We start from the raw sequence: 314 nt of genomic DNA on the forward strand, positions 1-314 counted from the left end.
CGCCAAAAGCCTGAAATCACGAACCAAGCGCATCAACCAACGGTTCTTCGAACCCTCCACCTATTGGATCAACAACTTTCCACTCTTTATTTTTAATATTATAAACAAAAGATGAAACATCATCTATTTTACCAAAAAATATACTTTCCATTATTATTTTCTTTTAATAGTTTGTTTACTTCAATAAAATAATAAATAAAAGATCTATATACTTCTCTTCTTCTACCTGCTATATAGAAATTTAATCCGTTTTCACTAGGGCCTGTTAGAACTTAATCCAGTCTGCTGTTGCTGCGATATGGATGACGGCAAGG

The 314-nt window shown here is 33.1% G+C and carries 1 protein-coding gene; it reads right to left on the minus strand.

The window, feature by feature from the left end:
• Nucleotides 1-16: 16 nt before the first annotated feature.
• Nucleotides 17-151 (minus strand): hypothetical protein, encoded by a 135-nt coding sequence (locus HK11_RS12705; protein WP_255375983.1) that lies wholly within the window; start codon nucleotides 149-151, stop codon nucleotides 17-19.
• Between the last annotated feature and the right edge of the window lie 163 nt (nucleotides 152-314).

Origin of the sequence: Acetobacter sp. DmW_043 (assembly GCF_002153485.1) — a bacterium.
Lineage (GTDB): Bacteria > Pseudomonadota > Alphaproteobacteria > Acetobacterales > Acetobacteraceae > Acetobacter > Acetobacter thailandicus.